Below are 26,939 nucleotides of genomic sequence, written 5' to 3' on the forward strand. Positions count from 1 at the left end.
GGTTCGAATCCAGGTCGGACAACAAACAATAGAAAAGGCTTGCAAATGCAAGCCTTTTCTGCGTTATATGCAAGGCTTATTATTTATAAAAGGGTTTAGATTTTTTTAAATTTACATTTTGATTTTTAAAACAAATCTCTATCTTTGCGTCGTCAAAAAGAGAAAAACGGAAACGTTGACTTTTTAGAGACATTGTCCGATAGTATAAGGGTAGTACGACAGTTTTTGGTTCTGTTTGTCTTGGTTCGAATCCAGGTCGGACAACTTTTAAAGTTAAGGTATATGGATTGTGAAAACAATCCATTTTTTTTAATGTTTAACTTTAAAAAACAGTAAGGGAATAAAAATATTGAATAAACGACAATACAATAACCCAACATAAATATACAAAACCATGCCTTTGCAATTCAACACGGTTAAACTATTTGCAGGTTCTGGCACTACAGAACTAGCCGAAAAAATCGCACAATCTTACGGGAAACCACTAGGAGACAAAACATTATCGCGTTTTAGCGACGGTGAGATTCAACCATTCTACAATGAATCAGTTCGCGGAAGTGATGTATTCATCATCCAATCTACCAACCAACCTACCGACAATCTTTTTGAATTATTATTGATGACAGATGCAGCGAAGAGAGCTTCAGCGCATTATATCACAGCGGTAGTCCCTTACTTTGGTTTCGCAAGACAAGATCGAAAAGACAAACCAAGAGTTGCTATTGGCGCAAAAATGATCGCCAATCTGTTGACTGCAGCTGGTATCCACCGTATCATGACAATGGACCTACACGCAGCACAAATCCAAGGTTTTTTCGATATCCCTGTTGACCATTTGGATGGTTCTATCATTTTTGTCCCTTACATCAAATCGTTAAAACTTCCGAACCTAACGATTGCTTCCCCAGATATGGGTGGCTCATACAGAGCGCGTACCTTTGCTAAATTTTTCAATGCAGAAGTTATTATCTGTGACAAACGTCGTAAACGTGCAAACGAAATCGAATCGATGTCTATCATCGGTGACGTAACAGGTCAGGACGTTGTTTTGATCGATGACATCTGTGATACTGCTGGTACACTTTCAAAAGCAGCAGCACTTATCATGGAAAATGGTGCAAAATCCGTAAGAGCCGTTTGTACACATGCAGTGTTATCCGGAAAGGCATATGAAACAATTGAAAACTCGGTATTGTCAGAAATGATCGTAACAGATACCATTCAATTGGATCCAGAAAAAGCAAAACAATCGACTAAAATTAAAGTATTATCAACGGCTGATTTATTTGCAAAAGCAATCACCAGTGTAAATCAACACTCTTCAATCTCTGATTTATTTGAAGTAGAATAATCTTTGCGTTTTAGATCCTAGATATTGGACCTTGGTACAGAAAGCATTCAGCTCAATGGCCAAGGTCTTTTTTTTATAGCTTTTTTATCTCGTACACAAGTTAACAATTGATTTATCTCAATTCCTATATTAGCAGGGGATTTACAGGGGGATTACAAGGGGATAACAGGGGGATAACAGGGGGATAATAGGGGTAAACCCCTATTAACCCCCTGTTATCCCCCTGCTAAACGAGCTCTATACCGGTTTTAATATAGGGGTTGATATTAATTTGGTCATACATTAGGGTAAACAAGTAGCCATGAACAGGCTTAGTCATGAACATGGAAAATCGAAAACATGGAATAAGTGCCTGTTCCCGAACGAATAGCGGTGGTATTTTTTTGATAATATCAGAAATTAGATTATCTTTGCACCTCAAATTTATAAAAAATTAAAAGATGAAATCAATTGCTATTAGCGGTTCTGTAAGACAGAACGTAGGGAAAAGAGATGCAAAAGAATTGCGTTACCAAGGTTTAGTACCAGCAGTACTTTACGGTGGTACAGAGCAAACAGCTCTTTCTGTATCCGCAGCTGATTTGAAACCAGTTCTTTACACTGCAGACGTAATCATTGTTGAATTAAACATTGACGGTCAAACTAAAAGAGCTATCGTTCAAGACGCACAATTCCACCCATTAACTGACTTAGTTACTCACATTGACTTTTTAGAATTATTTGATGATAAAGAAGTATCATTGAATATCCCTATCAAATTAACAGGAACTTCTCCAGGTGTTAAAATGGGGGGTAAATTAGTTCAAAAATTACGTAATTTACGCGTAAAAGCATTACCAGCAAACTTGCCACAAGAAATTGCCGTACCAATGGAATCTTTAGAAGTTGGTAAATCAGTTCGTGTAGGTCAAATTCAATTGGAAAACGCAAAAGTATTGAACAATGCTGATGATACAATCGTATCAGTAATCATGTCTCGTGCATTGCGTCAAGCTGAACAAGAAGCTGCTAAAGCATCTAAAGGTGGTAAAAAATAATCTGAGCAAGATTTTAAAATACTACAGAAAGCACCGAAATTCGGTGCTTTTTTGTTTATTAAATTTCTATTTTTGCAGCATGAATTATCTTATCGTTGGATTAGGCAACATTGGCAGTGAATATGCCGATACACGACATAATATTGGTTTTATGGTTGCCGACGAGCTGGTTAAACAGGCTGGCGCCAGTTTCTCCTTGCTCAAGTTGGCCTACTATAGCGAATTTAAGCAACGGGGGCACAATGTTACTGTGATTAAACCTACAACTTACATGAACTTAAGTGGCAAGGCCGTCAACTATTACATGCAACAATGCAAAGTTCCAATTCAGAATGTATTGGTAATTGTGGACGATCTGGCCATTCCATTTGGCTCGTTACGCATGAAACCCAAAGGAAGCAGCGCCGGTCATAACGGACTCAAATCCATTGAGCAGCTTTGCGGCGGACAGGTTTATCCGCGCTTACGTTTCGGTATTGGCGATAATTACCCGAAAGGTAGACAAGTCGATTATGTACTAGGCCCTTTTGACAAAGAGGAACAAGCTCAACTACCGGCTTTAATTGACCATTCCGTTAAAATGATCCAGAGTTTTGTCAATATCGGCATCGAGCTGACGATGACAAATCTGAATACAAAATAGTAAACGTTTCTGAAGCTCATTAATGTAATACCCTATATTGGTATTGATTTATAACAAAAAAAGACCGATTTAAATCGGTCTTTTTTATCTTTTACGAAGAGAGCCTTATATTAGTTACTACTTTCTGCGCGGGCCTTTTCTTTTCCAATCTCCATTTTAATGATGCCGCTTATCCTCTCTTTTAATTTTCCATTAGTATCCTCACTACCTTTAAACTCATTCGCCTTCTTGCGGGTCGTAACGATAATAACCCCATCTTTGCCGGCATTTCCATATAATGCAGTCGCACTGCTATTTTTCAGGATCTCCATGGATTCAATGTTCTTCGGGTCAAGTTTATCCATAACACCCTCAGCCTTTATCTCCCCATCAACCACAATTAATGGATTGACTTTTCCATTATAACCACGAATACGAACAGACGGAAAATCAGTACCAATAGACTCATTCGCTGAATTATTCCCCAACAATCCCAATACTGTGTTAGAACTTATCCTTTTTGATTTATCCGAAAAAACACCAAGTTTCGCGTCATCTGATTTCTCACTTTTCTTATAACCAACAACAGTAACAACCTTTTCATCCTGTCCTTCGTTTTTCTTATGTCCAACAACAGAGACTACTTTATCTCCCTTTTTATCTTCCTGCCCAATGAAACGAAACTTATTATTCACCTTATCCGGATTTTCACGGGCCCATTTTTTTGTCGTCATAACTAAAACACCATTCTTCGCATCCTCACCATATTTCTTAAGCGCTTCAGCACCATTCCAAACCGATAAAGTCGCTATGTCTTCCGGTGTCAACGCCAATTCCTTCATCATTTTTTGATCTGCTCTCTTGCCATCAATAACATATACCACATCAGTTGACTTTTCATTCGTTAGCTGATCATCAAGATACGTCACCCCTATCGTAAGACCTTTGAGTTTGGTCATATCTTTACCAATATGAGCTCCTTCCTTCAATTTCACTTCAAGGATGCCATCTTTCCCAACATCTTCACCATACTTATCAATAGCAGCCTTACCCTGTAATACCGAGACTGACGCTATAGCATTTGGATCGATATCATCTACAGTAAACGTTTTTTCCTGCACAATACCATTCATAACACAGCGCAATTTCTTTTGCGCTATATCCGAATGTTGTTGCATCTCGACAGTATTGGCCAAAACTGCTCCGCCAGCAATATCAATTGAAGACTTCGTCCGATACTTGATCAGATCACTATCATTCGAAAACCAGTACTTTGCTAGTTTTCCTTCAGGAATAGCCAAAAAATCTGCTTTAGAGACCAATTTATTATCCACAAAATACTTTTGATCTTTGGAGAAATCAATAGCGGATCTCTTGATTTCCTTAAAATCTCTTGTCTCCACTTGATTTGCTTTAGCCAAAGTATCCGTTAACGAAGTAGCCTTCATATTTGATTGGTCTGTCTGAGATTTTAAATCAACTGTTGGCAACGGAATAGGTAATACAGTTTCATTTGCCTTCTCAACTACACCCTCAATACTACCCTCCGCTTTACTTACTGTAAACGCTGCTCCTGTCAACAAAAATATGGGTAAAAGAAAGGCGTATTTACTAAGCTCTATTTTCGATGATCGCTTCTTGTTCATCATCATAATACGACGTTTTAAAAGTTTAAAATTAAATTGATTGCTCAATCCTACTGAAGTGCCCTTTTTGGACACATTCAATAGGCTGTATTGGTACGTCTGCTTGTCAATTCCTTTATCGAGAACCTGTTGATCAGTCAGGAACTCCAAATTTTGGCGAATGGCCCTGCGCATGAGCCAAACGAAAGGATTGTACCAACAACACACCAATATCATTTCAAACAATAAAATATCCAAACTGTGAAGGCCTTTCACATGAATATCCTCATGCTTAAAAATATCTTTTAGCTCAGCATCCAGATGCTGGTCTTTGTTGACATAGATTTTATTCAAAAACGAAAACGGAACAATAGGAATCAGTACATTCCGAAATAGATACGTCCGCCATTGATCGGACCTCGAATTCAGATGAATTCGCAATAAACTCAATAATTGAAATACAAATTTTAATAACAATAAAACAGCACCGGCCATAAATACGATTTCCACCAACCTCCCTAATGTCAGCTGCTGTTGAACCTCCGGTTCCATCATATAAAGCGAAATTTGCTCGCCTACGACCCCCATATTCAATCCGCGCTGTACAAACAAAGACTTTAAATCCAAAAATGGATACAGGAAAGCAAATAGCCCCCCTACTAAGAAGTAGGCTCTATTTAAAAAATAGAACGTCAAGCCTTTCAACAGTCCGATATATCCCAGATAGATAATACCCAACAACAGGTTGACTTGTATAACATAGGTTAGTAGACTTTCCATGCCATTAAGATTTATTATGCTTAATCATGTCCATGATCTCCTTTAACTCATCGGCGGTCAGTTTTTCTTCCTGTACAAAAAAGGAAACCATTTCCTTATAGGAATTTTTGAAATAATCGCCCACAAAGGAATTCATAAACTTAGCCTTATAATCTTCCTCACTCACCATCGGCTCATAGCGTTTGGCATTGGCGTAGCGTACTGCCTTCACAAAATCCTTGCGCTCCAGATTTTTTACTGTCGAAGCCAAAGTCGTATAAGGCATCTTCTCTCCTTTTACATTATCCAAGATCTCTTTTATAAAACCTCCATTGAGGCTCCAAATCGATTGCATTGCCTGCTCTTCCTGTGCTGTTAATTTTTCCATGTCTTTATCTTCCTTTTTCTAATCTATCACTAATCTACGAATAATTCGTAAATACCAAAAATATTTTTTCCTCTCCTGTACGCATCTAACCCAAAATAGAGCCTTCCTCAACCCTCAAAAAAAAGAAGTGGCTCATTTCTTGCGTATTTAAACTCAAATCCGACGAATATAAGTTAGCTGGCAAAAAATTTGTTATACGTTTATTTTAATTCTAAATTCATTCATAAATCGCTTCATCAATTGAAAGAACGGGAATTTTCACTGTATAAAATTGATAGCAATCAGTCGCACCATTCACCCCAAAAGGAGATGGTTTAAACAAATACAAGAAAGATAAATGGCCAAAAATATCAAAGCGATCAAATGTCCGCATTGTGGTAGTATAAAAATCACCACACTACGCCCCGATTATTACAAATGCGATAGTTGTGGAACAGAATTTTTTCTGGATAGTGATGACATCAATATCAACCACAACTATAACTACCCACGCAACAACCAAGATCAATATAAAGCCATACGGATTGTATTATTTGCTGTTGTGGGCTTTATTGCGCTGATGTTTGTCATTGGAGCCCTAAGTGCTCTATTTTCCAAAAAGCCAGCGTCTAATTATTCAACTTACAGCACTTCCAATACAGCAGAGAAAAAAGAAGAAGCCCAACCGCTGGAATGGAATTACGCAAGTAACACGCTATTTTTGGATAAAGATAATACGCCACATATCGTCGTCGTCGGTAATGTCGGAACCTTCAGGGGGCGAATGGACGAAGGCAAGGACAATAAGGTTTATATTGGGCTCTTCGACCCAAAAACTGGTAAGAAAGAATGGGTTAAGACTTTGATGGAAACTCCCGTCGAACTGTCGAGCAGCGACGTCAAACTTCAGGTATTTGAAGATCAGCATCTTTATATCATCGTCAAATCCAAATATATTTATCAGCTGGACAGAAATACACTCACTTATAAAAGTGTCCTAGAGAACTATGTAAAAGATGCTCCATCTTTAAGCACAGGCATCGCTAAAGTTGAATTTAAATACGAAGACTATGGCTCTGCCTATCAGATTGTCAACAATGAAGGACAAAACCTAGCTTATTACCCCTTAATTAACAAATCTATTCCCGATAAACAACTGTACGATGAAAGAAGGAAAAAGCTGCCCAACCCAACAACAAAAACGGAATTCACCTTTTCAAGTAAATCAAGTTATTACCCAGAAGAAAAAATTCAGTTAATCCAGTACAGCTACCAATATCAATATGGATTTCCCAAAGATAGCCCACGCTTTTCCTGGGATAAGGATTACGGCGGATCAGGTATTTTTACCGACCGCGATCCATACAAAAAGGTCTTGATAAATCCATGGCAATTTAAAGGAGCCCGTCTGATCAGTTTCAAAGACTTTACACCGGGCAGACTTTACTTCCAGCCCGTAGTGGTTGCTCAAAATGACAAAACACTTCTCATTGCGTATAAACCGACACCTGCTGAGGACGACCCCTTACAGATCCAGTTGCTGGATATAACAACGGGGGCCATACAAAAAACGATCAGCACAGACCTAAAGTCCATTTATGGAAATGGATGCCTGTTAAAGGATGGTTTTATTGTAAAAGACGGGAGCAACTATTATTATTTTGATAATAATGGCAAACAAATCAACAAGTTTGAAGGGTATAACCCCAAATTCGACACACTAAATTAAACACTATGGGACTATTTAATCTTTTTAACAACCAGCTTTCTGAGGTCATTGAGTGGAAAAACCAGGATCCCCGAATATTATGGTATAAATTTCCATCTGAAAGGAATGAGATCAAAAATTCCAGTAAGCTGATCCTTGCTCCAGGGCAGGGCTGCATCCTCGTCTACGAAGGAAAAGGTGAAAACTTGCTGACCGAGGCAGGCACATACAATCTGAAAACGGACAACCATCCATTCTTTACTACTTTAGCACGTTTGCGGCAAAATTTTGAATCAGAACATAAGCTCTACATTTACTTTTTCCGTACAGCCGCTATTGTCAATCAATCTTGGGGAACGGGAACACCTATTAAATATATCGACCCCCATTACAATTTACCGATAGAAATCGGCTTGAATGGTACGTTCTCTTACCTCATCAAGGAACCTGTACATTTCTATAAAAACATTGTGGCGAATCAAAATACGGTTAACACAGCTGTTATTCAAGACATCATCAATAATCGGATCCCCCAACAAATTATCGCGCAGATTGCACAAAAGAAACTGGGTTACAATGAGATTGACAGTCAACTGGGATTACTTTCCAACGACATCAAGACCGCGGTTACACAAGACTTTAATGACCTTGGTCTCGACATTACGGATTTCAAAATCCTAGGAACTCAATTTGATGCCAATACACAACGAAGAATTGGAGAAATCGCCGATTTAAGCACACAAAATCAAGCAGCGCTACAGGCAGGTCTGAGCTATGTTGAATTAGAAAAATTACGGGCACTACGCGACGCAGCTAAAAATGAAGGCGGAATTGCTGGTGTAGGTGCACAACTGGGAGTCGGTATGGAACTCGGAAAGCAATTCGACCTTCAAAAAGAGGAGATCAAAGATCATATTCAGCAAGAGGGTGACTTTGTCGAGAAACTCCAAAAGCTACAGCTGCTGCTTCGTGAGAATATCATTACCCAAGAAGAATTCGACACATTAAAAAAACAGATTCTCAATAAAATCTAGTGTATTACGGGAGATTCAACCTTAAAAGTGATAGCTATCCCATGAGATATTTTAAAATGTAAATCGGTACGATTCAGCTCAATATACTGAGGTCAATCCATTCACAACCCATAAATTAATTCAGCTATGAAATATATATTCGGCATATTATTCACCCTGGTGATCCTTTTCGTTGCCACCTATTTCCTTTTGGGACTTTGGGGTATTAAGCTATTGGAGGCGGAAAACTTCAGCAAAATATTGTGGACTACAGGAATTCTGACACTAACGTCCATTATTCTGGTTTGTTTTGTCATACTACCTTTTTTCGGATCGGGCAAACACGACAACTACGAAGACAAAGGAAAGGTTGCGCAACGAAAAATAGATTGATATTTTTGCAGAATAAGATAATGTTAAATTTGAATAAATTATTTGCTTATTTAAGTAAATAATTCGTGAATATTATCCAAAATGACGCAGTCATGTCATTTTAATTCCAAAAGAACTTTCAATTTTAAATATCAAATAGTTAAATTTGTGAGATTAGCATAACAAATCAGATATAAGATAATATATAAACATGTCAGATAAAGCATCTATAAATTTAGACGGCACTTCGTATGACCTTCCGGTCATTGTCGGTACTGAAAATGAAAAAGCAGTTGATATTTCGAAATTAAGAGATCTAAGCGGATTTATTACGTTAGACCCAGGATACAAAAATACAGGTGCAACGAAAAGTGCGATTACTTTCCTTGACGGTGAAAAAGGCATATTGAGATATAGAGGATATCCAATTGAACAATTGGCAGAGAAATCGACTTTCTTGGAAGTTGCTTATTTGTTGATTTATGGAGAACTTCCCAAAAAAGAGGTATTGGAAAAATTCAGAGCTGACATCAAAAAGCAAATGATGATTCACGAAGACATGAAAAACTTCTTCGCTGGATTCCCATCCAAATCTCACCCAATGGGTCAGCTTTCGTGTTTAGTAGGCGCATTATCGGCATTTTACCCAGAATCTTTAAATCCTAACTTAACTGACGAAGAAGAGGATCAAACGATCATCAATCTTTTGGCAAAAATGCCAACGATCGTTTCCTGGATTCAAAAGAAATCATTGGGTCATCCTGTCGTTTATCCAAAAAACAACCTTGGTTACATTGACAACTTCCTAAACATGCTGTTTGGAGAAGTGAATGATGAAAAAACATTCGATCCTGTGGTGATTGACGCCATGCACAAATTGTTGATTTTACATGCTGATCATGAGCAAAACTGTTCAACATCTACTGTTCGCATCGTTGGTTCATCCAATGCAAACCTTTATGCATCTGTTGCATCGGGTATCAATGCATTATGGGGACCATTACATGGTGGTGCAAACCAAGCTGTAATCGAGATGTTGGAGGCCATTAAAAATGATGGTGGTGATGCTGAAAAATATCTTGCTAAAGCAAAAGACAAAAACGACCCTTTCCGTCTGATGGGATTCGGTCACCGCGTTTACAAAAACTTCGACCCTCGTGCTAAGATCATCAAAAAAGCATGTGATGACATCTTGGAAAAATTAGGCGTTCAAGATCCGGTATTGGATATCGCTAAAAGACTCGAAGAAGCAGCATTGAATGACCAATACTTCATCGACAGAAAACTTTATCCGAATGTTGACTTCTATTCAGGTATCATCTACCGCGCATTAGGTTTCAAAGCAGATATGTTTACCGTATTATTTGCTTTAGGCCGTCTACCAGGATGGATTGCACAATGGAAAGAAATGCGTGAAAACAAAGAGCCTATCGGTCGTCCTAGACAAGTATACGTTGGCCACACAGAACGCGACTACGTTGAATTTTCAAATCGCTAATCCGATTTCGATTTATATCCTTAAAAAGCATCCCTCGGGGATGCTTTTTTTATTTCTACCCCAACCAACATGGAGAACTTTACAGCTGTCCGAAACCACCCACTCGAACACTATAGGATGCACCGTCGTTACGTTATTGTCACGATAATCTACTTGTTAAGTATATTTTAATTTTTCCTTATCTAAATTCCCTGTTTTTCGTTAAGTTTGCGTATTCATTGGTCTCTTATTAAAAATCATTATAAATAAGACTTGTTAGAAACAATACTACATATCTTGGTTCCCATTGCTATTTTCACTTTTATAGCAGCCTTTACCTTATTTGCAGTATATGCCGAGCGTAAGATCGCGGGATTTGTACAAGATCGTCTAGGACCGATGGAAACAGGAAAGTATGGCAGTCTCCAAACGATTGCCGACATTCTCAAATTATTACAAAAAGAATTAATTACCCCCTCATCGGCCGATAAAATACTCTTTAGAGTTGCTCCTATCGTTATTTTCGTTGCTGTATTTACAGGTTTTGCCGTTATTCCCTGGGCCAAAGATTTTATCCCTGCGGATACACATACAGGCTTGTTCTTTATTATGGCCATCATCTCCATTGATGCTTTGGGCATTTTAATGGCAGGTTGGGGATCTAACAACAAATATTCTTTATTGGGTTCCATGCGTGCCATTGCACAGATGGTGTCCTATGAAATACCGGTAGGCCTTTCGCTGATTGCTGTAGTGATGCTAACCCAGACCCTAAATTTGAATGAAATTGCTATTGGACAAGGAATTCTAACTCATGGAAGCATTAAATTCTTTGGTTTTTGGGAAGTCAATGAGATCGGAGGCCTTTTCGCCTGGAACATCTTTCAGGCCCCACATTTGATTATTACCTACATCATATTCTTTATTGCTACCCTTGCCGAGTGTAATCGTGCACCCTTTGATATCCCGGAAGCCGAATCTGAATTAGTTGGTGGTTTCCATACAGAATATGGGGGCATACAATTTGCCTTTATCTTTTTGGCAGAGTATGCCATGATGTTTTTGGTATCGATGTTGGGAGTTGTTCTCTTCTTAGGCGCTTGGAATACACCATTACCAAACATAGGTGCAATACGCTTGGCCGATTGGACCACAGGTTTAGTGTGGGGAATATTTTGGACATTAGCCAAATCATTATTTATTGTTGGTATCCAAATGTGGATTCGATGGACATTACCACGGTTACGTGCAGACCAGCTGATGAGTTTATGTTGGAAAGTATTGACACCGCTGGCTTTTCTTTGTATGGCCATCTCTGCAATTTGGCGAATTTTAGTTATAGCATAGGATATGATATTTAAAACAGCTTCGCATGCATTTCGTACGGCAATCAAGGGTTTATCTTTGACTGTTAAGCACTTGTTTGGTGCCCGACGTTCGCGAACAGAATTGAATATCAAGAAAGACAATTACTTTGATCAACAAGAAGGTATTGTCACCGTACAATACCCGCGTGAAAAAATGCCAATCCCCGAAGTTGCCCGCTATCAATTGCAAGTCGATATCGAGGACTGTATTGTATGTGATCTATGCGCAAAGGCTTGTCCTGTCGACTGCATCGAAATCGAAGCTATCAAATCACCGGAAGCGATTGGAAAAACTTCCGATGGCAGCGTTAAAAGACTATATCCGGCCAAATTCAATATTGATATGGCCAAATGTATGTACTGTGGCCTTTGTACTGTGGTATGTCCGACGGAATGTATTACCATGACCAATGAATATGACCGCAGTTCTCAAAAACTGACCGATCTTATCTATGGTTTTTCAGATATGACCGATAGTGAGGTCGCACAGCGCAAAGCAGAGTGGACCAAGTTTCAAGCTGAAAAGGAGGCAGCAAAGCAAAAATAAAAGATGGAAAGTATTTTATTCTACGCCTTTGCTACCCTAGCAATCGGTTCAGCACTTTTACTGGTCAATCTTAAAAATATCGCGCGTGCATTGTTCCTGTTTTTTATTGTGTTATTTGCTATGGCAGGACTCTACTTATTTGCTTTAGCCGATTTTGTAGCTATCACGCAAATTATGGTGTATGTCGGAGGCGTGCTCATATTGATGTTATTTGCCTTTATGCTCTCCAACAAAGAACTCCTGAAAGACCTTCAGGATAGCAGCGGTTCATTCTTAACCATGCCTAAGTGGCAGACGGTTCCCATCGTACTTGGCTTTCTATTGCTTATGCTATACGGCATTGTTGAATGGCAACAAGCACCATCTGCGTGGATTTTACAAGCTAGGGAAAATAACACCGAGATTGTCGCAACAGATAATAACATTCATCAGATTGGTTTACGTTTTATGACCTTTTACGTTTTACCATTTGAAATTATATCCGTGTTTTTGATGATGGCCTTGATCGGAGCCTCACATCTATCGAGAAAGGAGCGTACAATATGATTACGCTGACGCATTTTTTAGTTGTCAGTGCCTGCATCTTTTGCATTGGCCTCTATACCGTTCTTTCCAAGAAAAATGCGATCATGATTCTGGTGGGTATTGAATTGATGATCAATGCCGCCATCCTGAACTTTGTTGCTTTTGGAAAATACGACAAGGTCAGTTATGGTGGGCAAATTTTCGCATTATTTGCCATTGTTCTCGCAGCGGCTGCAGTCGCTGTTGGATTGGCTATTGTATTAAATGTCTATCGGCATTACAAAACCATTAATCCGGATGAGATAAACCAATTAAAAGACAAATAAGCATTGGATCAATTTGTTCACATATCGCCCCTTCTGACCGCACTGTTTACCTTGGCAGCGCCATTTGTGGCATTCCTATATCAAGCAATAGCAGGCAAACGCGATCAGTCGGGCCTAGTTTCTCTCACGGCTATTATCCTCAGTTTTATCGCTGGTGGATTGACCTGGTTCTCTATATGGAATAATCCGGCAGTATCAATGCAAGTAAGCTGGTTCACTATTGGTGAAACAGCATTTAAAGTTGGTATCCTGCTGAACAATTTGAGCACGTTGATGCTTTTCTTGGTACCGACCATTGCCCTACCCGTACATATATACTCCAGAGCCTATATGCATGGCGATTCAGGTATTCACCGCTATTGGATGTATCTCAGCTTATTCTGTTTTGCGATGTTGGGATTGGTTATTATGGACAGCCTCCTATTGATGTATGTTTTTTGGGAATTAGTCGGTTTTGCATCGTATCTCCTCATCGGCTTCTGGTTCACACGTGAAACAGCTGTACAAGCCAATAAAAAAGCATTTTTGGTCAATCGCATCGGCGACCTCGGTTTTCTAATTGGGCTTGCGATCCTATTTACACAGTTCAAAACCCTCAATTTAATCGATCTCTTTGGAGACAATGGCTTAATTTATCAATCCACAATCGCCCAAGGATTATGGATATCTCCAGTCAATAGCTTACCTCAGATTTGGCTTACCATTGCAGGATTAGCCTTTTTCTTGGCAGCGATGGCTAAATCTGCACAATTTCCATTACATGTATGGCTTCCTGACGCCATGGAAGGTCCTACATCCGTATCCTCATTGATTCACGCCGCGACCATGGTTGCTGCAGGTGTATTCCTTTTGGCTACTGTATTTCCATTATTTAATGAATCTGCCTTATTATTTATTGCCATCATCGGTACAATAACCGCTGCTTTGGCCGCATACTTCGCGCTTGGCCAATACGACATCAAACGTATTCTTGCTTTTTCGACCATATCGCAGCTTGGTTTTATGATGGTTGGCATTGGCATTGGAACATGGGATGCTGCTTTATTTCATCTGACTACGCATGCCTTCTTTAAATGCCTGTTGTTTCTTTCTGCAGGAGCTGTCATTCATGAAATGGCCCATCTCAAAGCACATAGCCAATTGGACTTTGATCCGCAGGATTTACGGAATATGGGCGGGCTACGTCAATATTTGCCAAAAACCTTCGTGCTGATGTGTATAGCTTCGCTAGCACTTGCAGGATTCCCTTTGACTTCAGGTTATCTATCCAAAGACAGTATCGTCATCTCTTCCTTTGAATGGGCTCTTTCAAAAGGTAACTTATACCTTATCATCCCCGCGATTTTAATTCTAGTAAGTATTTTAACGGCTTTCTACATCGGTCGTCTGCTCTTTAAAGCCTTTTTTGGAGAGTTCAGACTGTTGAAACAGCTTCAGGGCAAACTACTGGATCATCCACTACATGAAGCCCCAAAGACCATGTTGATCCCCATGTTTGTTTTGGGACTATTCTGCTTATTTCCACTGTTTTCTTTCAATCCGTTTTCGTATCACGATTCCTGGTTGATGGACGGCCTTTTATTGGATGAATATGCTTTTGCACCAAGCCATAGTGCACACCTTATTATCCCTGCAATACTGCTCCTTGGTTCGGTTATTGGCTGGATCATCGGCTGGAAATGGTATGTACAAAATAAATACCCTTTGAACTCAGCTAGCCAGGCATTAAAAGCCGCTTTCAACCAGGGGTATATCAATGAATTTTACCAAGCAGTCTTTGTGAATGGCACATTAAAATTAGCGCAGTTCTGTTATTGGTTTGATCGTCACATCGTTGACGCTTTCGTTTCTTTGATTCAGTTTATCGTCTTATCCCTCTCACAGCTAAGTGTGTGGATAGATAAATATATTGTAGATGGTTTTGTTAATACGGTTGCTACTGTAGCCTATTGGACAGGCAATCAAGTTCGCCTGGTCCAAAACGGAAAGATACAGACAGCATTGTATTCCGTCTTTTTATTAGTTTTACTTGGTTTAATTTATCTTATATTCTTTTAGGAAATGCCTATTCTATCCTTATTGATATTTTTACCGCTATTGGCTACGGCGCTCATTCTCGCCTTACCAACACGCTATAAATCGAGTTACAAATATATTGCTTTAGCATTCACAGCAATACAGTTTGTACTGGCCGGAATATGTTATGCACAATTTGATGCAAGCAAAACAGGAGTCCAAGATCTGGCGGGCTATCAATTTGTTGAACAGCTTTCCTGGATCCGATTAGATTTAGGATCAATAGGGAAATTAGAGATTGATTATCTTATTGGTATTGACGGAATCTCCATGCCCTTGTTATTGCTGAGTGCATTCGTTATGCTGATGGCTATAGGTGCCTCCTGGAATATTCAGAAAAGTCCAAAGGGATACTTTGCCTTGCTCATGGTGCTTAATATGGCTGTTATGGGGATTTTCTGCGCATTGGATTTCTTCCTATTCTATTTGTTTTATGAAGTCATGTTACTGCCACTCTACTTCTTGATCGGTATCTGGGGTGGCGCAAGACGCGAATATGCAGCTATAAAATTCTTTTTATATACCCTATTCGGGTCTGTATTTATGTTGTTGATTATCGTCGGATTGTATTTTTCAGTAATCAACCCCTTGACTGGAGCACATACCTTCAACATGATCTATATGATGAATCCACAGAATTATCTTGAGGGTTCTATTTTCGGCTGGGAAGGTTATCAGGAGATTTTGGGCATTTCCGCTCGTCTGGTCGGTTTCATTGTGCTCTTTTTTGCCTTTGCTATTAAAGTACCCATTGTTCCGCTACATACTTGGCTACCGGATGCGCACGTTGAAGCGCCAACACCAGTATCTATTATTCTTGCCGGTATTCTCCTGAAAATTGGTGGTTACGGTATCATCCGTATCTGTTACAGCATCTTTCCCGATATGGCAGCCTTATCCAATTGGTGGCTTGGGTTAATCGGTGTTGTTTCCATTATTTATGGTGCTTTGAATGCCCTATCGCAAAAAGACTTGAAACGAATGATTGCTTATTCATCGGTTTCACATATGGGTTTTGTGCTGCTTGGTGTTGCATCGCTGACTGCAGAAGGTATTTCTGGCGCCATGTTTCAGATGATTTCGCATGGATTTTTATCCGCGGCACTCTTTTTCCTTGTTGGTGTGGTCTATGACCGTGTACACGACAGAAATATCTATAGTTTCCGTGGCTTAGCTCAGATTATGCCCAAATACACAGGTTATGTCGCTGTCGCATTTTTTGCTTCCCTAGGCCTTCCCGGCTTTTCAGCCTTTATTGGCGAAGCCTTTGTCATTATCGGTTCCTTCAATGCCGCGAGTATAGGAACTGGATTACCGCGCTGGATGGCACTGGCGGGATCCATAGGTATCCTATTAAGTGCAGCCTATTTACTTTGGACACTGCAACGCATGTTCTTTGGACAAATTCGCTTAAAAGGCGGAGACTCCTGGAGTAATGCTCTGACAGACTTAAATATACGCGAACAAGTGATCTTATTTCCTACCCTAGCGCTTGCGCTATTACTTGGAATTATGCCGGCATTAGTATTTAACAACCTAAACGCCAGTGTTCTGAATCTCGTGAGTTTTATCCAACAATTTATCTAATTCAGCATGCTCGCATTCAGTCCATATATCAGTTCTTTCATCGATCAGATTATCGTAAGCGTTCCTTATTTTAAGCCCGAACTGACATTGATCGTCACTTTTATTGGTACTATCCTCGCTAGTCTTTTTATTGACAGACACTGGAAGAATACCTCTTTTGTCATCACCCTCGTTGGCTTATTGCTCAGTGGTTGTTACCTTGTGGGCCAGGGACTCAGTAAGGTCGAGGTAACGGGCTTCTTTGATATGATCCATATTGATGCATTTGCTGTAGCTGCACGTTTGATTATGCTGTTGTCGACAATGCTCATCTGTATCTTCATCCAACAACGCCAGCAAGACCGTCCCTTAGGCGACCTATACGCCGTGCTATTGACCGCAACCCTTGGCCTGAACCTGCTGACGATGACGAGTAACTGGCTGGTGATCTTTATCGCTGTGGAGACTGTTTCGATCAGCTCTTATATTATGGTTGGCTATTTTTCTTCCACAAAGGTTCAATCGGAAGCTGCTTTAAAATATGTCCTGTTCGGATCCATTTGTGCCGCCGTTATGCTCTATGGCTTGTCTTTACTATACGGTTTCACGGGAAACCTGAATTTTGATGCACCAAGCCACATTGCCGGCTTGATGGAAGCACCTCAGATCATGATCAGCATTGCTTTATTATTTTTGCTGACAGGTATTGGATTCAAACTCAGTTTTTTTCCCTTTCATGTCTGGAGCCCGGATGTTTATCAAGGTGCCCCAACAGTGATTACCACCTATCTTGCTACTGTACCCAAAATTGCGGTCGTTGTTCTTTTGTCCAAGATATTCTCCGCATGGCTCAATGTCTCCTTTTATTTCAGCGATTTTCTGACTTATGTGATTATTGCGATCGCCATCGCAACCATGCTGATTGGTAATTTAGCCGCTTTGCGTCAACAGGATGCCAAAAGGATGATGGCCTACTCTTCCATTGGGCATACGGGTATACTCCTTATGGCTGTATTGGTTTATCAAAATAAGGAATCAAATGTGCTCTTATTTTACCTTTCCATATACGCGCTGATGAATATTGCTGTATTTATCTTTATTGATGCCTTGGAAGCTAGTTTAGGAAATACCACGATTGAATCTTATCGTGGCTTAGGAAAGCAATTTCCCTTATTGTTTACTTCCTTTTCGATTGTTTTAATCGCTTTGGTCGGTCTACCTCCTACTGCGGGTTTTGTTGGGAAACTTTTGGTCTTTTCCAAAGTATTCGAGCAATACCAAAACTTCCAATCCTTTAGTTTGCTGGCATTACTCCTAGTGGGTGCATTGACATCTGTCATCTCCCTGTTTTATTATTTTAAGATACCACTGAATGCGTTTCTAAGGGAAAATACGGTATCTCCGGCGGTTAAATTCAATGTGCTACTCTTGTGTATTGGAATCTTATGTACCGTGGCCGTGTTGATCTTAGGTATCTTTCCCGATTTATTACTTTCGGCATTCTAGAAAACAGGAAACTTCTTTCATTTTAATAAGTTTATCGTCCAATTCATTCCCTTAATGTCTGCGTTGAATAGTAAGAATAACTCCATAATATATTTTATATTTGTAACATGATTAGTGCAATAGCAAATCCAATTTTTCAGCGTGCTATCCAGGATTACCACGTATACGATCAGATTGATCATCCAATCCAAAATCCGTATGACAAACAATCTCTGGAACATCTCCTCTATTTAAAATGCTGGATTGACACCGTGCAATGGCATATGGAAGATGTTGTGCGTAATCCCGCTATTGAACCTCAAGAAGGCTTATATTGGAAAAGACGTATCGATGAATCCAATCAGTACCGCACAGATACCGTCGAGTACATTGATAGTTATTTTCTGCAAAAATTTCAAGATATACAGGCGAGTTCTACAGCGACAATCAATACTGAAAGTCCGGCATGGGCTATTGATAGACTTTCCATTCTGGCATTAAAAATCTACCACATGGAACAGGAAACATTACGCACAGATGCTTCCGAAGCACACATCATTTCCTGCCAGGAAAAACTAAACGTTTTATTGGAACAACGAAAAGATTTATCCCAAAGTATTGATGAATTGATGAGCGCCATCGCATCAGGTGATAAATACATGAAAGTCTATAAACAGATGAAAATGTATAACGATCCGGCATTGAACCCTGTCCTATATTCATCAGGAAAATAAAACATGTCCTTACCGCAACGGATCATAGTAACCCGATTTTCAGCTATGGGCGATGTTGCCATGGTCGCTTCAGTATTGAAAGAATTCAGCAACCAATACCCTGATGTAGAAATCATTATGGTCAGCCGGCAATTCTTTGCCCCATTTTTTGATGGAATAAAAGGTGTACGGTTTCACGCGATTGAGCCCAAAACAATTCATAAAGGTTTTTTTGGATTAGTCAAGCTAAAAAAAGAACTGGCTCAATACGGCGCAGATGCTGTAGCGGACTTACATTTCAATTTACGCTCCCGCGTAGTCGATCTTTTATTTTCCTTATCGGGTGTAAAAATAAAACAACTTGACAAAGGCAGGGCTGAAAAAAAAGCCTTAACCCGCGAAAACAACAAAATTAAGGTTCCTTTAAAGCTAACGGTCGAGCGCTATGCAGATGTATTTCGCGCATTAGGTTTCAAATTTGAACTCAGCAATAAATTGGTTCTTAATTTGCAGGATGTACCCAAAGCTGCATTTAGTATGTTCGCGAATTTCGATCGAAAGAAAATTGGCATTGCCCCATTTGCGCAACATCGTTATAAGATTTTTCCGCAAACCAAGATGGAAAATGTGATAGAGATATTGACACACAATGGCTATGATGTTTTGTTGTTTGGCGGTGGTGAACAGGAATTCCAGATTGCGCAAAACTGGACGGAGCGATTTCCCAACACCTATAATACCATAGGCAAGCTTTCGCTGCGGGAAGAACTGGATTTGATTTCAAATCTAGATCTCATGATCAGTATGGACTCTTCGGGACTTCATATGGCATCGTTGATGGGTGTAAGGTGTCTTTCTTTGTGGGGAGCAACGCATCCTTATGCTGGATTCACCGGTTACGGGCAGCAGCTAACAGATTGCATCCAAGTTGAACACCCCAATAGACCGAGTTCAGTGTACGGCAACAAGCCCTGTGATTGTGATGGGATAGAAGCAATTGATTTAATTACACCGGAAATGGTGATTGAAAAAATAAGAGCAATAGGATGAAGATAGGGTTAATAACCATTCGATACGGATTGGATATCACCGGTGGAGCCGAATTCCATTGTAGAATGCTAGCTGAACGATTATCAGCAAAGCATGACGTGACAGTATTAACCACCACTATTAAGTTTTTAAATAAACCAGCGGAAGATTTCACTCCGGGCCTAGAAATTATACAGGGAATACCTGTGACGAGGTTCGTGACCGATAAAAATTTGCGTTCCGAAAAGAAAAGTAAAATCGCCCGGAAGATACGCCGATTGATCTATCGCTGGGGATTAGCAAGGCCTATTTTCTCCTTATTTCCTGTTTGGAAATTCAAAGTTGATGATGAATCAACCTATTTGGAAGGACATCCATTTTATTCGTCTTCATTACTTAACTATATTAGGGAATTCCAACACGATTTCGACAAATTCATTTTCTTTACTTACGAAAACCCACTAACCATATTGGGATCACTCCTTGTACCAGAGAAGTCTATTCTGATTCCCACTGCACATATGGAGAGCATGTTATTTAGAAGTATCAACACACTTTTATTTTCAAAAGTCAATCATATTGCCTTTAATACAGAAAGTGAAAAAGAAATGTGTTTAGAAATTTTCAGAAATTCGCTGGCAAAAAATACAATTGTTGGCATAGGCGTCAATCAAATAGATGACTTAGCAGCTGCGACAACCATCAGTGCCAAATATCAGATCAAATCACCATACTTACTTTATTGTGGTCGCATTACACCAGTGAAAATCAACAATTTTATGGCCTATTTTCTGAAATTAAAATCGGAAAAACAGATCGACTTGCAGCTTGTACTTACAGGAGAAAATACCATGGATGTTCAGCAAGATCCTGATATCATCTATACTGGTTTTGTAAGCGAGGAAGAAAAAAAAGCGCTAATGCTACAAAGCTTTGCCATTATTAATCCCTCACTCGCTGAGAGTTTATCACTATTGACATTAGAAGCGCTCCATTTAGGGAAACCAGTCATTGGTAACAAAAAGTGTGATGTCATGGTCGAACATGAACGCAAAAGTGGAGCTGTATTCTGTTATGATTCCTTCAACTCCCTAAGTTCCATTATCACATATTTGCAAGATCCAAATACCGATAAGAACATCATTGCGGCAAAAGCTAAAGAATATGTTTCTAAATATTATAATTGGGATTTGGTATTAAGTAAATTTGAACACATTTTTAAAGAAAGCTAAACCGGGTCAAGCATGATAACAATTGGATTTGACGCTAAACGATATTTTCTCAATCGAACAGGCTTAGGCAATTATAGTCGGGACCTTGTCCGTATACTGGAACAATATTATCCGGACAATACTTATTTGAAGTATACACCAAGATTGGACGATAATGATCTTTCGAAGAAGGCGCTTATCGAAGAAAAAATTCGTCTCCCCAAAAGCACATTTAACCGCGCTTTTCCCGCACTTTGGCGAAGCTTTGGAATAGCATCTGACCTGCTTAATGACGGTGTAGAACTCTTTCACGGGCTTACAGGAGAAATACCAAGGGGCTTAAAAGCCCGTGGAATTAAATCTGTTGTCACGATACATGATTTAATCTTCTTACGCTATCCCGAACTCTATAAACCCATCGATCGTTGGATATACAACAAGAAATTCCAATTAGCGGTTAATCACGCGGATAAAATTATTGCAATTAGTGAACAGACTAAATCAGATATCATCGATTACTATGCAATTCCCGAACATAAGATCGAGGTTATCTATCAGGGTTGCCATCCGGCTTTCAAGGTTCCAAAAAGTGACGACGAGCAGGACAAATTAAGGTTAAAATATAATTTACCCAAAGACTTTCTGTTAAATGTGGGTTCAATTGAAAAACGAAAAAATGTTTTACAAATTGTAAAAGCTATTCAGGATATCGATATCCCATTATTAATAATTGGTAAGAAAACGACCTATCTTGAGGAGATTAACAGATATATCGTAGCCAACAAATTGGAAAGCAAAGTCATTATAAAACAAGGGTTTACTATTGAAGAACTATCAACTATTTATGCGATGGCATCAATTTTTATATACCCTTCTATCTTTGAAGGCTTTGGTATCCCTATCATCGAAGCCTTATATGCTGGTACTCCTGTCATTACAACCAATTCGGGCGTATTTCCAGAAGCTGGTGGACCATCGTCTTGTTATGTCGACCCTTCAAATGTAGACGAAATAAATCTAGCGATCAAACGTATTCTGAGCGACTCCCAAACCAGTGCAAGGATGATTTCACAAGGACGTCACTATGTGCAAAAATTTAATGATGAAAAAATTGCATCAGAACTCATAAACTGTTATCAGTCCTTATTGTAATTTAGGCTGAACGGTATGCGTAAAATATTTATCCAAGACTTTTAATGCGATTATATCCTCTATTTTTTTATTTTTAAACTGAGCAATATATTCGTGTGCATTTTTTACGATCCTCCTAGCCGCATGATCATCTGCCATAAAATACCGTAATTTTTCCTCCAAATCAGAATAATCATCTTTAATACAAATAAAATGAACATCTGGAATTAGGCGTCCTTCCATAAACCAAGTCTCATATTTCGGCATAGGCATGACCGCAATAGAATTAGAGGACATAATCCACTTCAAATTTGTCGCAACATCGTTTCCCTCAAGCGCCAAAATAAATTTATAATCAAGGTGCCCTGCGATGGATAAATAATCCTTATCGGAAGATCGATTAGCCTTTTTGATATTGCACAATGGATGATCATAATACAATTGGTAGAATCGACTTCGATGAATCTGTCCAAAACCGCTCCTTCCGACCAACATATCTATTTTTTTATCAAAAGACACGTCGTCCTGAAGAAAATTAAAATGTCTTGCTTTATCCAAATTTAAGACTATTGCATTGCTATTATTACCATGAATAGGTCGGCTCTTGAGTAAAGTCGGATGTGAGGGAATATGAATGATATCACCGGGCAAAATACTGAACCGCAATTTGGGGTTAAAAAACCTTAAATATTCCTTACTGTCGAAATAATAAACGCGTATGCGTTCTGGTACGCGATATTTGCCTATTTCCATGGCGTCCTGATCTAAAGGCTCAAGCCGTTCCAACTTATTGTAATAATTTACCCTATCATCAATATATGTGGCATTTTTGCGATAATAAGTGCTATCTAAACGCTTTGTCAGTTGGGCTTGAAAAAGACTATCAGGAACTAGCTCCCTAAGAATTGCTTTAATATAATAGTAAATCTTATTATTTTTATTTCGCAAAAAGATTCTTTTGAAATTCATCGATGTGCAATGCTTTTTCCTCAAAAATAAGTAAAAATAACTCTCCCTTAAAATAAATAAGCCTAAAAGTCTGTATCAGGTTTTACAACAGGAATACGCAGTTGTAGTTTCTTCCAATGGTTAGATTTGTCTTTATAAATCATGAGTTTACCTAATTTATACTTAAATTTCAGTAATCCTTTATAATCATCTTCAATGCAGCGATACGCTACATTCGGATTTTCTTTCAGAACTTCATTAATCGCTAATGTATAAACTGTTGGGCCTGTCATCGCATGTACATCATGTGGAAATCGATTCTGTTCAATATTATCCACAATCAGCTCCATCGTTCTTTTTAAAAAAGGATGTCCTTTATCAAAGATAAGTGCCCATTGTGCATACAGGCTCCTATTGTTCTCATGCGTTATTACCGCAACGTCATCGCTATTTAGATATTTATCGATGGAGACTAACAAATCACTATCTAAATCTATATAAATACCACCATATATATATAAAACAGCATAGCGAAAAAAATCTGCTTTGGCGGCCCCTATCTGAAGACGATGATAAGCTTTATTAATGCGCTCATCAAAATGTTCAGCAAAGAAGTCACTCACCCGTTGATCATCATAGAACTCATACGAATAATCCTTATTCTTTTTTAAAAATGAGCGAATATAGAGCTTCGTAAGCCAAGGAATCTTATTATCCTTAAATGTTTGAAATATATTTTTTGGAATTCCCATGATAATGAATAACTATAGGAAACTAGAAAGTCCGTCAGCACAGGATGTCAGCTTTTCTAATTTTGTCTTTTCTAATAAATGATCGTTTTGTGGTAGTGCTTTTCTAGACGCCTCCTTATGATATAAGTGATACCCAATTGCAGCAAACTTGATTAGTTGCCCTTTGAGTCCATAATTGAATAAACGTTCCACAAATTCACTGTCTTCCCGGCCCCAGCCTTCAAAAAGATTATTAAAACCATTCACTGCACGAACATCGCGCATGTAGAAGGACATATTACAAGAGCGTACTTTGCTTCTTTTATGTGCTAGGTTTTTCGCAGTCCATCGTGCTAAAAGAAGATTACGAAAACTACTTATTCTCTTTTCAAACCGACCAGATTCGAATCCCGCCTGAAACATATTCGGATACCTTAGTTGATTCGACTCAGTTAACAATTTAGCTGTTAATGCTTGATTCAGTAAAACCCTTCCACCTTGGATAAAATGTCCGACTTTGGCGAGTTTTAGATGGTCTTCAATAAAATTTGGTGCCATAAGGATATCACCGTCGACAAGTACAACATAGGGTGATTTTACTTGGGCTAGCGCTTGATTTCGAATACGTGCAACGCGAAAACCACAATCGTCCTGCCAAACATGGCTGATTGGAATTTCAGAAACCTGCTCATAACGATGGACAAGCTGTCTTGTTCGATCATCAGAACCGTCATCTGCAACAATAACTTGACTCGGCAAAACTGTTTGATTTAATGCAGACAATAGCACCAATTCCAATGCATCGGGCCTATTATACGTTGTAATAATTATTGAAGTTTCCAAAAAATAGCTATAAAACCGTAAGTGCTAATCAGATGATTTCAGGTATTTATCAATACCGTTATCACAATAGGTCAAATTTAGCTTTTTTGTTTTTGCAAACAAACAATTGTTGTTGCCTAAATTCTCTTTTGCATTTATCGCATGCCAGATGTGAAACACAATGCCGCCGAATTTTAAGAATCGTTTTTTGATGTTGATATTTAGAAGTCTAGCGACAAATTCTTTATCTTCCGGCCCCCAGCCCTTAAAGTCTTCATTATAGCCATTCACACGAATGGCATCTTCTCTCCAATAGGCCATATTGGCACCATGAATCTCCCAACGCTCGTTGCCTTTGTTTTTATAATTAAATTCAAAATATTTCCATAACAACTGAAAACGAAAAGCACTGAATAAGTTCGAAACTCCTTTATCGAATCTATTTACCTTTGTATCACGCTTCGTCAATTTTTTCTCGGAAAATTCCCGATCAAGGTAAATACGGCTGGCGCGTACCACCGATCCTTTTCGCGCAAACTTTCGATGATCTCGAATAAAATAGGGATGCAAAATTAAATCACCATCAATTTGGACAATATAATCGGATGAGGCTTTAGCAATGGCTTTATTTCTGATTTTCGCCAACTGAAACCCCTCATCTTCATGCCATACATGAATAAAAGGAATATTAAACTTACTTTTATATTCTGCCACAACTCGCTCTGTCTCCTTTCCAGACCCGTCATCAGCGATAAGTATTTCATCAGGAAGATCCTTCTGATGCAATACACTTTCTATGCATAATGCCAACGCCTCCGGCCAATTATAAGTAGATATTATTAGAGAGATTTTCATTTATTCATCTATTGTTAAAAACAGCATCCAAGACCTCATACTCTTTCTTTACGGTATGATTACTTCTCATATATGCAATGGCCTGATTCGATTTCCTTTCATGAAATTCACCCTCCCGGAGCAATTCAATTATATAAGAAGCGAAAGCCTGTTCATTTAGTGCTATAAGACATCCATTATCTGATTTATTAAACAATCCATCGACACCACGTTGGTTGGTTACAACCGGAATGCCAAAAGATAATGCTTCCAAAACCTTTATTTTGATTCCTGTCCCTGAAAGCATTGGACAGATAGCAACTTTAGCTTGCTCATAATATGCTGTAAGATCATCCACCAATCCATGTTTTATAACATTTTTCACAGTTGGAATATGTGCACAAATCTTGCCAATCACATGCAGTTCAACATTCGTAAGTAGTGGAAATACTTTTTCTAAAAACCACGTTATGCTTGTCACATTATGGGGATTGTCACTGGCTACATAAATTAAGTCAATCTTTTTTTCGCGTTCTTGAATAACTGGCGATGGCATTGAAACTGGAATTAACCGAACAAATTTATCAGCAAACTGTTCAAAAATATATTTTTCCTCAATTGAAAATGTCCATATCTCGTTAAAAAAAGTCATCATAGACAACTCCGCTCCAAACATTTTACCTAATTGACGCATTGAAAAGTTTTCCTTTTCTTTTGTCTTATTTTGTAGCGTCAGAAAATCATGCGAATCTAAAATTGTATAAGGTCCTATCAAATTCTTTACCAAACTACCAAATTCAACATAGCTAATAATAACATAGTCATATCTATGAGCGCTTAAAACCTTTTCAAATCTTCTTTGAAAGGATGGCGAAACACGATCAACCAAATTGGAGTGGAATATATTTTTTATCTCTTTTTGTAATTTATCACGAAAGAAATAACTAATTCTATTTTTTTTGGAAGATTTAAAAGGTAAAATAATCAGGTTAATATTTGGAAATTCGGATTGAAAAATAGATTCATCTCCTAGTGCCCAATTAATTGAGGACACAAAATCGATCTCAAAATTTGCATTTAGCGTATTAAAATAAGTTAATAACTGCTTACACCTAGTCAAATTGCCTGCTTTCGAACTGTTAGGATTTTCAGGCATAAAATATAATATTCTCTTTTTCTTTATTGTTTGCATTTATTCTTATTGAATAGGAAAAGCAGTAATTGCTTTTATATTAAATAATACGAATTATCCCCGGAAAATGCCACATTCTCCTTGATTTTTCTTTTGCAGGAGTAT

At 38.7% G+C, this 26,939-nt stretch carries 25 protein-coding genes; 18 read left to right on the forward strand and 7 right to left on the reverse strand.

Annotated features, from left to right (window positions below; all coding sequences use genetic code 11):
• The first annotated feature begins 394 nt into the window (after positions 1–394).
• From B3P16_RS12225 to pth, 3 genes are all read left to right on the forward strand, one after another.
• On the forward strand, positions 395–1,351 hold the full coding sequence (locus tag B3P16_RS12225) for a ribose-phosphate pyrophosphokinase (RefSeq protein ID WP_046672755.1): 957 nt from the start codon (positions 395–397) through the stop codon (positions 1,349–1,351).
• Between the two features lie 440 nt (positions 1,352–1,791).
• Positions 1,792–2,388 (forward strand): 50S ribosomal protein L25/general stress protein Ctc, encoded by a 597-nt coding sequence (locus B3P16_RS12230; protein WP_286843110.1) that lies wholly within the window; start codon positions 1,792–1,794, stop codon positions 2,386–2,388.
• A gap of 79 nt (positions 2,389–2,467) precedes the next feature.
• Positions 2,468–3,031, forward strand: a complete 564-nt coding sequence (gene pth, locus B3P16_RS12235; protein WP_286843112.1) for an aminoacyl-tRNA hydrolase — start codon at positions 2,468–2,470, stop codon at positions 3,029–3,031.
• 110 nt (positions 3,032–3,141) lie between these two features.
• Here pth and B3P16_RS12240 read toward each other — a convergent pair whose 3' ends face one another.
• Both B3P16_RS12240 and B3P16_RS12245 read right to left on the reverse strand, forming a co-directional pair.
• Positions 3,142–5,415 (reverse strand): M56 family metallopeptidase, encoded by a 2,274-nt coding sequence (locus B3P16_RS12240; RefSeq protein ID WP_286843113.1) that lies wholly within the window; start codon positions 5,413–5,415, stop codon positions 3,142–3,144.
• A gap of 4 nt (positions 5,416–5,419) precedes the next feature.
• Positions 5,420–5,782, reverse strand: coding sequence for a BlaI/MecI/CopY family transcriptional regulator (locus B3P16_RS12245; protein WP_075994224.1), 363 nt, complete (start codon positions 5,780–5,782; stop codon positions 5,420–5,422).
• 337 nt (positions 5,783–6,119) lie between these two features.
• Between B3P16_RS12245 and B3P16_RS12250 the strand changes: the two genes are divergently transcribed.
• From B3P16_RS12250 to B3P16_RS12320, 15 genes are all read left to right on the forward strand, one after another.
• Entirely contained in the window at positions 6,120–7,490 is a 1,371-nt protein-coding gene (locus B3P16_RS12250) for a hypothetical protein (protein WP_112374864.1), read from the forward strand.
• 5 nt (positions 7,491–7,495) lie between these two features.
• Positions 7,496–8,503 (forward strand): SPFH domain-containing protein, encoded by a 1,008-nt coding sequence (locus B3P16_RS12255; RefSeq protein ID WP_112374865.1) that lies wholly within the window; start codon positions 7,496–7,498, stop codon positions 8,501–8,503.
• A gap of 126 nt (positions 8,504–8,629) precedes the next feature.
• A complete protein-coding gene (locus B3P16_RS12260; protein WP_286769488.1) occupies positions 8,630–8,875 on the forward strand; it encodes a hypothetical protein in 246 nt (81 codons plus the stop codon).
• 190 nt (positions 8,876–9,065) lie between these two features.
• Positions 9,066–10,352: a citrate synthase gene (locus B3P16_RS12265; protein WP_046672763.1), complete on the forward strand. Its 1,287-nt coding sequence runs from the start codon at positions 9,066–9,068 to the stop codon at positions 10,350–10,352.
• A gap of 252 nt (positions 10,353–10,604) precedes the next feature.
• Entirely contained in the window at positions 10,605–11,678 is a 1,074-nt protein-coding gene (nuoH, locus tag B3P16_RS12270; protein WP_046672764.1) for an NADH-quinone oxidoreductase subunit NuoH, read from the forward strand.
• Positions 11,679–11,681: 3 nt separating this feature from the next.
• Positions 11,682–12,245, forward strand: coding sequence for a NuoI/complex I 23 kDa subunit family protein (locus B3P16_RS12275; protein WP_046672765.1), 564 nt, complete (start codon positions 11,682–11,684; stop codon positions 12,243–12,245).
• A gap of 3 nt (positions 12,246–12,248) precedes the next feature.
• Entirely contained in the window at positions 12,249–12,791 is a 543-nt protein-coding gene (locus B3P16_RS12280; RefSeq protein WP_070561245.1) for an NADH-quinone oxidoreductase subunit J, read from the forward strand.
• Complete coding sequence (gene nuoK / locus B3P16_RS12285; protein WP_046672767.1) at positions 12,788–13,096, forward strand: NADH-quinone oxidoreductase subunit NuoK; 309 nt, start codon at positions 12,788–12,790, stop codon at positions 13,094–13,096. Before B3P16_RS12280 ends, nuoK begins: the two co-directional genes overlap by 4 nt.
• 3 nt (positions 13,097–13,099) lie before the next feature.
• Complete coding sequence (locus B3P16_RS12290) at positions 13,100–15,154, forward strand: NADH-quinone oxidoreductase subunit L (RefSeq protein ID WP_159333418.1); 2,055 nt, start codon at positions 13,100–13,102, stop codon at positions 15,152–15,154.
• Between the two features lie 3 nt (positions 15,155–15,157).
• The gene (locus tag B3P16_RS12295) at positions 15,158–16,759 is read left to right on the forward strand and encodes a complex I subunit 4 family protein (protein WP_112374870.1); all 1,602 of its coding nucleotides are present in this window, start codon (positions 15,158–15,160) and stop codon (positions 16,757–16,759) included.
• Between the two features lie 6 nt (positions 16,760–16,765).
• Positions 16,766–18,244, forward strand: coding sequence for an NADH-quinone oxidoreductase subunit N (locus B3P16_RS12300; RefSeq protein WP_286843117.1), 1,479 nt, complete (start codon positions 16,766–16,768; stop codon positions 18,242–18,244).
• Positions 18,245–18,351: 107 nt separating this feature from the next.
• Positions 18,352–18,957, forward strand: a complete 606-nt coding sequence (locus B3P16_RS12305; protein WP_070561249.1) for a DUF4254 domain-containing protein — start codon at positions 18,352–18,354, stop codon at positions 18,955–18,957.
• A 3-nt stretch (positions 18,958–18,960) separates the two neighbouring features.
• Positions 18,961–19,986: a glycosyltransferase family 9 protein gene (locus B3P16_RS12310; RefSeq protein WP_286769482.1), complete on the forward strand. Its 1,026-nt coding sequence runs from the start codon at positions 18,961–18,963 to the stop codon at positions 19,984–19,986.
• Positions 19,983–21,197: a glycosyltransferase family 4 protein gene (locus B3P16_RS12315; protein WP_286769481.1), complete on the forward strand. Its 1,215-nt coding sequence runs from the start codon at positions 19,983–19,985 to the stop codon at positions 21,195–21,197. The genes B3P16_RS12310 and B3P16_RS12315 overlap by 4 nt, the downstream gene beginning before the upstream one ends.
• 12 nt (positions 21,198–21,209) lie before the next feature.
• Positions 21,210–22,328, forward strand: a complete 1,119-nt coding sequence (locus B3P16_RS12320) for a glycosyltransferase family 4 protein (RefSeq protein WP_236560289.1) — start codon at positions 21,210–21,212, stop codon at positions 22,326–22,328.
• Here B3P16_RS12320 and B3P16_RS12325 read toward each other — a convergent pair.
• The 5 genes from B3P16_RS12325 to B3P16_RS12345 form a co-directional block, all read right to left on the reverse strand.
• Positions 22,320–23,276: a glycosyl transferase family 90 gene (locus B3P16_RS12325; protein ID WP_286843119.1), complete on the reverse strand. Its 957-nt coding sequence runs from the start codon at positions 23,274–23,276 to the stop codon at positions 22,320–22,322. The two genes, B3P16_RS12320 and B3P16_RS12325, sit on opposite strands and share 9 nt — an antisense overlap.
• Positions 23,277–23,338: 62 nt before the next feature.
• On the reverse strand, positions 23,339–24,007 hold the full coding sequence (locus B3P16_RS12330) for a glycosyltransferase family 32 protein (protein WP_070561253.1): 669 nt from the start codon (positions 24,005–24,007) through the stop codon (positions 23,339–23,341).
• Between the two features lie 12 nt (positions 24,008–24,019).
• Entirely contained in the window at positions 24,020–24,829 is an 810-nt protein-coding gene (locus tag B3P16_RS12335) for a glycosyltransferase family 2 protein (RefSeq protein ID WP_070561254.1), read from the reverse strand.
• Positions 24,830–24,853: 24 nt separating this feature from the next.
• Positions 24,854–25,663, reverse strand: coding sequence for a glycosyltransferase family 2 protein (locus tag B3P16_RS12340; protein ID WP_286843120.1), 810 nt, complete (start codon positions 25,661–25,663; stop codon positions 24,854–24,856).
• A gap of 4 nt (positions 25,664–25,667) precedes the next feature.
• On the reverse strand, positions 25,668–26,834 hold the full coding sequence (locus tag B3P16_RS12345) for a glycosyltransferase family 4 protein (RefSeq protein ID WP_286843122.1): 1,167 nt from the start codon (positions 26,832–26,834) through the stop codon (positions 25,668–25,670).
• Positions 26,835–26,939 lie beyond the last annotated feature (105 nt).

This window comes from Sphingobacterium sp. UBA7631, assembly GCF_002483935.1.
GTDB lineage: Bacteria > Bacteroidota > Bacteroidia > Sphingobacteriales > Sphingobacteriaceae > Sphingobacterium > Sphingobacterium multivorum.

Excerpts from the sequence above, each read along its gene's own strand:
- B3P16_RS12225 (WP_046672755.1), top strand. The coding sequence starts at position 395 with ATGCCTTTGCAATTCAACACGGTTAAACTATTTGCAGGTTCTGGCACT.
- B3P16_RS12230 (WP_286843110.1), top strand. The coding sequence starts at position 1,792 with ATGAAATCAATTGCTATTAGCGGTTCTGTAAGACAGAACGTAGGGAAA.
- pth (WP_286843112.1), top strand. The coding sequence starts at position 2,468 with ATGAATTATCTTATCGTTGGATTAGGCAACATTGGCAGTGAATATGCC.
- B3P16_RS12240 (WP_286843113.1), bottom strand. The coding sequence starts at position 5,415 with ATGGAAAGTCTACTAACCTATGTTATACAAGTCAACCTGTTGTTGGGT.
- B3P16_RS12245 (WP_075994224.1), bottom strand. The coding sequence starts at position 5,782 with ATGGAAAAATTAACAGCACAGGAAGAGCAGGCAATGCAATCGATTTGG.
- B3P16_RS12250 (WP_112374864.1), top strand. The coding sequence starts at position 6,120 with ATGGCCAAAAATATCAAAGCGATCAAATGTCCGCATTGTGGTAGTATA.
- B3P16_RS12255 (WP_112374865.1), top strand. The coding sequence starts at position 7,496 with ATGGGACTATTTAATCTTTTTAACAACCAGCTTTCTGAGGTCATTGAG.
- B3P16_RS12260 (WP_286769488.1), top strand. The coding sequence starts at position 8,630 with ATGAAATATATATTCGGCATATTATTCACCCTGGTGATCCTTTTCGTT.
- B3P16_RS12265 (WP_046672763.1), top strand. The coding sequence starts at position 9,066 with ATGTCAGATAAAGCATCTATAAATTTAGACGGCACTTCGTATGACCTT.
- B3P16_RS12275 (WP_046672765.1), top strand. The coding sequence starts at position 11,682 with ATGATATTTAAAACAGCTTCGCATGCATTTCGTACGGCAATCAAGGGT.
- B3P16_RS12280 (WP_070561245.1), top strand. The coding sequence starts at position 12,249 with ATGGAAAGTATTTTATTCTACGCCTTTGCTACCCTAGCAATCGGTTCA.
- nuoK (WP_046672767.1), top strand. The coding sequence starts at position 12,788 with ATGATTACGCTGACGCATTTTTTAGTTGTCAGTGCCTGCATCTTTTGC.
- B3P16_RS12295 (WP_112374870.1), top strand. The coding sequence starts at position 15,158 with ATGCCTATTCTATCCTTATTGATATTTTTACCGCTATTGGCTACGGCG.
- B3P16_RS12300 (WP_286843117.1), top strand. The coding sequence starts at position 16,766 with ATGCTCGCATTCAGTCCATATATCAGTTCTTTCATCGATCAGATTATC.
- B3P16_RS12305 (WP_070561249.1), top strand. The coding sequence starts at position 18,352 with ATGATTAGTGCAATAGCAAATCCAATTTTTCAGCGTGCTATCCAGGAT.
- B3P16_RS12310 (WP_286769482.1), top strand. The coding sequence starts at position 18,961 with ATGTCCTTACCGCAACGGATCATAGTAACCCGATTTTCAGCTATGGGC.
- B3P16_RS12315 (WP_286769481.1), top strand. The coding sequence starts at position 19,983 with ATGAAGATAGGGTTAATAACCATTCGATACGGATTGGATATCACCGGT.
- B3P16_RS12320 (WP_236560289.1), top strand. The coding sequence starts at position 21,210 with ATGATAACAATTGGATTTGACGCTAAACGATATTTTCTCAATCGAACA.
- B3P16_RS12325 (WP_286843119.1), bottom strand. The coding sequence starts at position 23,276 with ATGAATTTCAAAAGAATCTTTTTGCGAAATAAAAATAATAAGATTTAC.
- B3P16_RS12330 (WP_070561253.1), bottom strand. The coding sequence starts at position 24,007 with ATGGGAATTCCAAAAAATATATTTCAAACATTTAAGGATAATAAGATT.
- B3P16_RS12340 (WP_286843120.1), bottom strand. The coding sequence starts at position 25,663 with ATGAAAATCTCTCTAATAATATCTACTTATAATTGGCCGGAGGCGTTG.
- B3P16_RS12345 (WP_286843122.1), bottom strand. The coding sequence starts at position 26,834 with ATGCAAACAATAAAGAAAAAGAGAATATTATATTTTATGCCTGAAAAT.